General features: G+C 72.4%; 6 protein-coding genes and 2 pseudogenes. 5 read left to right on the forward strand and 3 right to left on the reverse strand.

Features of this window, described 5'->3' with window-relative positions:
* A pseudogene (locus tag AB0C20_RS33540) lies at window positions 1-83 on the reverse strand (acyl-CoA dehydrogenase family protein); the annotation flags it as partial.
* On the opposite strand from AB0C20_RS33540, the pseudogene AB0C20_RS33545 reads away from it, so the two are divergent.
* Window positions 83-1,375, forward strand: a pseudogene (locus tag AB0C20_RS33545) (RNB domain-containing ribonuclease); the annotation flags it as partial. The pseudogenes AB0C20_RS33540 and AB0C20_RS33545 overlap by 1 nt on opposite strands.
* Before the next feature lie 115 nt (window positions 1,376-1,490).
* Window positions 1,491-2,189 carry an NADPH-dependent F420 reductase gene (gene npdG / locus AB0C20_RS33550; protein WP_091409546.1) on the forward strand — a complete coding sequence of 233 codons (699 nt, stop codon included), beginning with the start codon at window positions 1,491-1,493 and terminating at the stop codon, window positions 2,187-2,189.
* A 60-nt stretch (window positions 2,190-2,249) separates the two neighbouring features.
* Here the strand turns inward: npdG and panB are convergent, their stop codons facing one another.
* Together panB and AB0C20_RS33560 are read right to left on the reverse strand one after the other, a co-directional pair.
* The gene (gene panB / locus AB0C20_RS33555; protein WP_124855798.1) at window positions 2,250-3,095 is read right to left on the reverse strand and encodes a 3-methyl-2-oxobutanoate hydroxymethyltransferase; all 846 of its coding nucleotides are present in this window, start codon (window positions 3,093-3,095) and stop codon (window positions 2,250-2,252) included.
* 210 nt (window positions 3,096-3,305) lie between these two features.
* Window positions 3,306-5,063 (reverse strand): NAD+ synthase, encoded by a 1,758-nt coding sequence (locus AB0C20_RS33560; protein WP_357181073.1) that lies wholly within the window; start codon window positions 5,061-5,063, stop codon window positions 3,306-3,308.
* 284 nt (window positions 5,064-5,347) lie between these two features.
* Here AB0C20_RS33560 and glnA point away from each other — a divergent pair, with 284 nt between their 5' ends.
* The 3 genes from glnA to AB0C20_RS33575 all read left to right on the forward strand — a co-directional run.
* Window positions 5,348-6,697: a type I glutamate--ammonia ligase gene (glnA, locus tag AB0C20_RS33565; RefSeq protein WP_091409557.1), complete on the forward strand. Its 1,350-nt coding sequence runs from the start codon at window positions 5,348-5,350 to the stop codon at window positions 6,695-6,697.
* Window positions 6,698-6,786: 89 nt separating this feature from the next.
* Complete coding sequence (locus tag AB0C20_RS33570; RefSeq protein WP_357181069.1) at window positions 6,787-7,212, forward strand: DUF350 domain-containing protein; 426 nt, start codon at window positions 6,787-6,789, stop codon at window positions 7,210-7,212.
* Window positions 7,213-7,281: 69 nt separating this feature from the next.
* A partial coding sequence (locus tag AB0C20_RS33575; RefSeq protein ID WP_357569511.1) for an HTH domain-containing protein occupies window positions 7,282-7,657 on the forward strand: 376 nt, incomplete at its 3' end.

The raw sequence follows: 7,657 nt of genomic DNA on the forward strand, positions 1-7,657 counted from the left end.
CACAGCGCGAAGTAGTCGCCGCCCATGCCGCCGTGCTCCTCGGCGAAGGGCAGACCGAACAGGCCCATCTCAGCCGCCCGTCGACCGCACGGACATACCGTTCGTCACCCTCGACCCGGCCACCTCGCGGGATCTGGACCAGGCGATGCACCTCAGCCGCCGCCCAGGTGGGGGCTACCGGGTGCGGTACGCGATCGCCGACGTCGCCGCGCACGTCAGACCGGGTGGGGCGTTGGAGGCGGAGACCTGGCGGCGGGGGCAGACCATCTACCTGCCCGACGGCAACGTGCCGCTGCACCCGCACACCCTCAGCGAGGGTGCGGCAAGTCTGCTGCCCGACGACGACCGGGCCGCGGTGCTCTGGACCATCGACCTGGACGCCGACGGCGGCACCGTGGCCGTCGAGCTGGAACGCGCCCTGGTCCGCAGCCGCGCCAAACTCGACTACAGCGGAGTGCAGGCGGCAGCCGAGGCCGGGCGGCTACCCGACCCGATCGCGCTGCTGCCGGAGATCGGCGACCGACTGACCGCGCGAGGGCTGAGCCGGGGCGCCATCAACCTGCCGCTGCCCGAGCAGGATCTGGAGCCCGACGGTGAGGGCTGGCGGCTGGTGCTGCGCGCGCCGGTGCCGATGGAAGAGCACAACGCGCAGATCTCCCTGCTGACCGGGATGGCTGCCGCCGACATCATGCTGGCCGGCCGGGTGGGTCTGCTACGGACGATGCCGGCGCCCAAGCCGGAGGCGGTGCAGCGGCTCAGGGCCGCCGCCGCGCCGCTGGGCGTGCACTGGCCGGACGACGTGGGCCCGGGACAGGTCATCGCCGGTCTGGACGCCGCCCAGCCACGCGCCGCCGCGTTCATCGACCAGGCGGCCGAGCTGATGCGCGGTGCCGCGTACACATCCTTCGACGGGGAGCTGCCGGAGCAGCCGGAACATGGTGGCGTGGCGGCCGCGTACGCCCACGTGACGGCGCCGTTGCGGCGGCTGGCCGACCGGTACGCCACCGAGGTCTGCCTGGCCCTGCACGCCGGCCAGGCGGTGCCCGACTGGGCCCGCGCCGCGCTGCCCCGGCTGCCCGAGGTGATGGCGAGCACCGACCGGGTCGCCTCGGCGGCCGCTCGCGGCGCCGTCGAGTTGGCCGAGGCGGCGGTGCTGGAGCACCGGGTGGGCGAGACCTTCGACGCGGCCGTCCTCGACGTGGACGCCCCGCCCAACGGCAAGTCCCGGGCCCGACCGCCCGGTGGCACCGTCGCGCTGGACGCCCCGCCGGTACGCGCCCGCTGCCTCGGCCAACTACCCCTCGGCGAACGGGTCCGGGTCCGTCTGGTCACCGCCGACCCGGCGGCCCGTACCGTCCTGTTCGAGCTGGCCTGACCGGGCCGCCGGCCCGGGCCCGGTCCTCGCCCGCCGGCGCGGTCGTCCACGGCAGCGGGGATTCTCACAGCGCTCGGCGCTGCTGACGGACCGAGCGGTTTGCGAGGATGAGGCCATGGCATACGACGCGAGCACGCTGCCCGACGTGTCCGGGCTGACGGTCGGCATCATCGGCGGCACCGGCGACCAGGGGCGGGGCCTCGCCTACCGGTTCGCGCGGGCCGGCCAGACGGTGCTGATCGGATCCCGGTCGGCCGAGCGGGCCGCCGAGTCCGCGGCCGAGATCGCCGCCCTGCCCGGGGTGCCGGCCGGTGGCAGCGTCACCGGTGCGGCAAACGACGAGGTGGCCCGACGCAGCGACGTGGTGATCATCGCGGTGCCGTGGGACGGGCACGCCGCCACCGTCGCCGCTCTCGCCGAGCCGCTCGCCGGCCGGATCGTCGTCGACTGCGTCAACCCGCTCGGCTTCGACAAGCAGGGCCCGTACGCGCTGACCGTCGCCGAGGGCAGCGCCGTGCAGCAGGCCGCCGCGCTGCTGCCCGACTCCCGGGTCTGCGCCGCGTTCAACCACGTCAGCGCTCCGCTGCTGGCCGACCCCGAGGTCGACCGGATCGACCTGGACGTGCTGATCTGCACCGAGGACCGCGAGCTGGTCGACATCGTCGGCGCGCTCGCCGCCCGGATCCCGGGCATGCGGGGCATCTACGCCGGCCGGTTGCGCAACGCCCACCAGATCGAGGCGTTCACCGCCAACCTGATCGCCATCAACAAGCGCTACAAGGCGCACGCCGGCATCCGCGTCACCGACCTCTGACAGGAGCGGCGTGATCCACCCCGCTTCGGCACAGCCGGGTGGATCACGCCGTGCTCGGTCCTAGAAGGTGTGTTCGGCGGCGGGGAATTCGCCGCCGCGGACCTCGTCGGCGAAACGGCGGGTGGCGTCGGTGAGAGCGCCGGCCAGATCCGCGTACCGCTTGACGAAACGCGGCGCCTTGCCCGTCCGCAGCCCGGCCATGTCCTGCCAGACCAGCACCTGCGCATCGGTGTCCGGGCCCGCGCCGATGCCCACAGTGGGAATCGGCAGCTCGTGGGTGATCCGCTTGGCCACCTCGCCGGGCACCATCTCCAACACCACGGCGAAGGCGCCCGCCTCCGCCACCGCCCGTGCGTCGGCCAGCACCTCGTCGGCGGCGTCGCCGCGACCCTGCACGCGGTAGCCGCCCAGGGTGTGCTCGCTCTGCGGGGTGAAACCGATGTGCGCCATCACCGGAATGCCGGCACCGACGATCGCGGCGATCTGCGCGGCGTTGCGGCGGCCACCCTCCAACTTCACCGCGTGACAGCCACCCTCCTTCATGAACCGGACGGCGGTGCGCAGCGCCTGGGCCGGACCCTCCTCGTACGAGCCGAACGGCAGGTCACCGACGACCAGCGCCTGCCGGGTCGCCCGCACCACGGCCCGGACCAGCGGAAGCAGCTCGTCGGCGGTGATCGGCAGGGTGGTCTCGTAGCCGAACACGTTGTTCGCGGCCGAGTCGCCGACCAGCAGCACCGGAACACCGGCCTGGTCGAAGATCGACGCCGTGTACTGGTCGTACGAGGTGAGCATCGGCCACCGCTCGCCGCGCTCCTTGGCGGCCATCAGGTCGCGGGTGCGGACCCGTCGGGTGGCCGGGCCGCCGTACAACGCGGTCACCTCGTGCGGAGTGGACTCCACCATCTCTGTCTCCCTTCCTCGAGGCCGCCTGCGCGGTCCCCGGGTTCCGTCGCGATCGTCGCACCGCGAGACGGGCTGACGGCAGGGCCCAGTGCAAGATGTCACTCCACCAGCGCGGGGCCGCCCCCACCTGGCCAACCGGGACCGCGCCGCGCGGTCACCGCGAGGCGGCGCCGGGCCGCGCCACCGACCCGGCACCCCCAGGGGTACGGCTCAGCCGTGCTCGCGCCACCGGCTGGTGATCGGCAGACGGCGGTCCCGGCCGAACGCCTTCATGGAGATCTTCGTGCCCGGCGCCGACTGCCGTCGCTTGTACTCGGCGGTATCCACCAGCCGCAGCACCTTGTCCACGATCGCCGGGTCGTGACCCGACTCGACCAGACCGTCGCGGCCGAGGTCACCGTCGACGTAGCCGATCAGGATCGGGTCCAGGACGTCGTAGTCGGGCAGGCTGTCGCTGTCGAGCTGGCCCGGGCTCAGCTCGGCGCTCGGCGGCTTGCCGATCGAGTTCTCCGGGATCGGCGCGGTCTCACCACGCCGAGCCGCGTCCCTGTTGCGCCACTTCGCGAGCCGCCAGATCAGCGTCTTCCAGACGTCCTTGACCGGGTTGAAGCCGCCCACCGAGTCGCCGTACAGGGTGGAGTAGCCGACCGCCAGCTCACTCTTGTTGCCGGTGGTCAGCACCAGGTGGCCCTCCTGGTTCGACAGCGCCATCAGGATCACGCCACGGACCCGGGCCTGCAGGTTCTCCACTGCCACGCCGGACAGCGACAGGTTGGCCAAAAAGCCATCGACCATCGGCTGGATCGGCTCGACGCGGTAGTCCAGGCCGGTGCGCTTGGCCAGGTCGGCGGCGTCCTCCCGGGAGTGCTCCGAGGAGTGCTGGCTGGGCAGCGACACCCCGACCACCCGGTCCGGCCCGAGCGCGTCGACGGCGAGCGCGGCCACCACCGCCGAGTCGATGCCGCCGGAGAGACCGAGCACCACCGACGGGAACCGGTTCTTGTTGACGTAGTCACGCAGACCCAGCACCAGCGCCTGCCACACCTCGGCCTCGTCGGCCACCGGCTCGATCAGCCCGCCGGTGGCGGCCGGGCCGGACGGCGTGGGCGGAATGCCGTCCAGCGTGCTGTGCACGATCCGCATCCCGTCGGCCAGCGTCTCGGTGGTCGGCGGGGTGGCGGCGGCCGGCAACTCGACGTCGTGCACGAGCAGGTGTTCGACGAACTGCGGTGCCCGGGTGAGCAGCTCACCGTCGGCGCTCACGATCATCGAGTCGCCCTCGAAGACCAGCTCGTCCTGGCCGCCGGTCATGTTGACGTACGCGATGGCGGCACCCGCCTCGGCGGCCCGGCGGCGGACCAGCGGCAGCCGGATGTCGTCCTTGTTCAGCTCGTACGGCGAGCCGTTGATGTTGACGACCAGGCCGACGCCGGCCCTCCGGGCGGCGGCGAACGGACCGCCGGCCTGCCACAGGTCCTCGCAGATGGTCAGCGCGACGTCCACGCCGCCGATCCGCACCACTGTCAGCGCGTCACCGGAGACGAAGTACCGGTCCTCGTCGAAGACCCCGTAGTTGGGCAGGTGGTGCTTGAAGTAGCGGGCGGCCACGACGCCCCGGTGCAGCAGCGCGGCGGCGTTGCGGGCACCCCGGCCCGGCTCGGCGTCGCCGCTGACCTGCGGCGGGCCGTCGGCGTCCAGGTAGCCGACCACGACCGGCAGCTCGCCGAGACCGTCGGCGGCCAGGCCGGCGGCCAGCCGCTCCACGGCGGCCCGGGACGCGGCGACGAAGGAACGCCGGAAGACGAGGTCCTCGACCGGGTACCCGGTCAGCATCATCTCCGGGAAGAGCACCAACTGGGCACCGGCATCGGCGGCCTGGCGAGTCCAGCTGCGGACCAGGTCGGCGTTTCCGGCGAGGTCGCCGACGCTCGGGTTGACCTGGGACAGGGCGAGACGCAGGGTGGGCATGCCTTCATCTTGCCCCAGCCCTCGCGCGACATTCCGTACCCTCGGACGAGATTGCCGCCACCTCCCGCGACAGGCGCCCGCGAGGCCGCGGCGGCAGGAGCTCGGCCGTGGTGGAAACGGCCGCGGCGGCGCGGCGCTGGCCCGCGCTCGCCCGGCGGGACACGAGAGGACGGCCGGCGGCAGTTCGCGTAACGTCTGCGTAACCAGGCCCGGGAACACTGGGCGATCAGGTCGGGTACAGCCCGGCCAAGGCGGACAAAAGAGTGTCGCGAGGGGTTGGGGAAGTGGACCGTCAGCAGGAGTTCGTCCTCCGCACGCTGGAAGAGCGGGACATCCGGTTCGTCCGGCTGTGGTTCACCGACGTTCTGGGCACGCTCAAGAGCGTTTCGGTGGCACCCGCCGAGCTCGAGGCGGCCTTCGAGGAAGGCATCGGCTTCGACGGCTCGGCGATCGAGGGCTTCGCCCGGGTCTTCGAATCGGACATGGTGGCCATGCCCGACCCGACCACCTTCCAGGTCTTCCCCTTCGAAGGCGGCGTCAGCGGCGAGAGCGCCCGGATGTTCTGCGACATCCTGCTGCCCGACGGAGGCCCGTCCTGGGCGGACCCCCGGCACGTGCTGCGCCGCGCGCTGTCCAAGGCAGCCGAGAAGGGCTTCACCTTCTACACCCACCCCGAGATCGAGTTCTTCCTGCTCGAAAACGGTCCGCAGGACGGCTCGGTGCCCACCCCGGTCGACACCGGCGGCTACTTCGAGCACACCACCCACGCCGTCGCCCGGGACTTCCGCCGTCAGGGCGTCCTGGCGCTGGAACGCATCGGCATCTCGGTGGAGTTCAGCCACCACGAGGTCGCGCCCGGCCAGCAGGAGATCGACCTGCGCTACGCCGACGCGCTGACCACCGCCGACAACATCATGACCTTCCGGCACGTGGTCAAGGAGGTCGCGCTCTCCACCGGTGTGCAGGCCAGCTTCATGCCGAAGCCGTTCACCGACCAGCCGGGCAGCGGGATGCACACCCACCTGTCGCTGTTCGAGGGGGAGCGCAACGCCTTCCACGACAGCGGCGACCCGATGAAGCTGTCCAAGGTGGCGAAGTCGTTCATCGCCGGTCTGCTGGTGCACGCCCGCGAATACACGGCGGTCACCAACCAGTGGGTCAACTCGTACAAGCGGCTCTTCCCGCAGCACCTGCCCGACCGGATCACCGAGAGCCCCGCGTACGTCTGCTGGGGTCACCTCAACCGGTCCGCGCTGGTCCGGGTTCCCGCCTACGGCAAGCCCAACTCGGCCAGGGTCGAGGTCCGCTCGCTGGACTCGGCGGCCAACCCGTACCTCGCCTTCGCGGTGCTACTCGGCGCCGGCCTGAAGGGCATCGAGGAGGGGTACGAGCTGCCGCCGGGCGCCGAGGACGACGTCTGGTCGCTGACCAGCGCGGAGCGGCGCGCCATGGGCTACGAGGCGCTACCGGAGAACCTCGCCGAGGCGATCGACGTGATGGCCGGCTCCGAACTGGTCGCCGAGGTGCTCGGCGAGCACGTCTTCGACTTCTTCCTGCGCAACAAGCGGGCCGAGTGGGAGCAGTACCGCCGTGAGGTCACCCCGTACGAGCGGCAGCGCTACCTGGCCCTGTAGACGCAGGGGCTGACGCCGTTGCGCGGTGCCGCTATCGTCTCGATCACCGCGCCGGTACCCCTCCGGGCGGAGAGTCGGGAGGCAAGTCGGTGCTGGAGGATCTGTTCAGCGGTGCCTGGCAGAGCGTCGTGTTCGGGATCGTCGGCGTCGGCCTCATGGCCGCCGGCTTCGGGCTCGTCGACCTGCTCACCCCGGGCCGGCTGCGAGACCTGATCTGGGTCGAGCGCAACGCCAACGCCGGGTTGCTGCTCGCCGCCAACCAACTCGGCATCGCCGGGATCGTCTTCACCGCGATCCTCACCAGCTACAGCGACTTCGGCAGGGGGCTCGCCTCCACCGTGGTCTTCGGACTGGTCGGGTTGGCGATCATGGCGCTGGCCTTCGTGGTGCTGGACCTGCTCACCCCCGGCAAGCTCGGCGAGGTCATCTGCTCGCCAGAGCCGCACCCGGCCGCCCGGGTCAGCGCCGCCACCCACTTCGGGGCCGCGCTGATCGTCTGCGCCTGCATCGCCTGAGCCGGCTGCCCGCGTCGCTGAGCGGGCGGTTGTCGGAGGGCGTCGTACCTCGGCCGTAGCGTGCCGGGTATGAACCGCACGGATCGGCTCTACGCGCTGGTCGAGGAGCTGCGGGCGGTGTCACCACGGCCGCGCAGTGCCCGCTGGCTGGCCGCGCGCTTCGAGGTGAGCAGCCGGACCATCGAACGGGACCTCGGCGCGTTACAGGAGGCCGGGGTGCCGATCTGGGCCGAGCCCGGGCGCACCGGCGGCTACGTCCTGGACCGCGCCCACACCCTGCCGCCGGTCAACCTGACCGCCGCCGAGGCGGTGGCGATGGCAGTCGCGCTGCACCGGCTCGCCGGCTCGCCGTTCGCCGGGCCGGCCGCCACCGCGCTGCGCAAGCTGGGCCCCCCAACACCGCCCACGCGCCGCGCCCCCCCCCCCGCCACCCGGGCGCGGTCAC

The sequence above is a fragment of the Micromonospora sp. NPDC048843 genome (genome assembly GCF_040649965.1).
In the GTDB taxonomy this organism is placed as follows: domain Bacteria; phylum Actinomycetota; class Actinomycetes; order Mycobacteriales; family Micromonosporaceae; genus Micromonospora; species Micromonospora hortensis.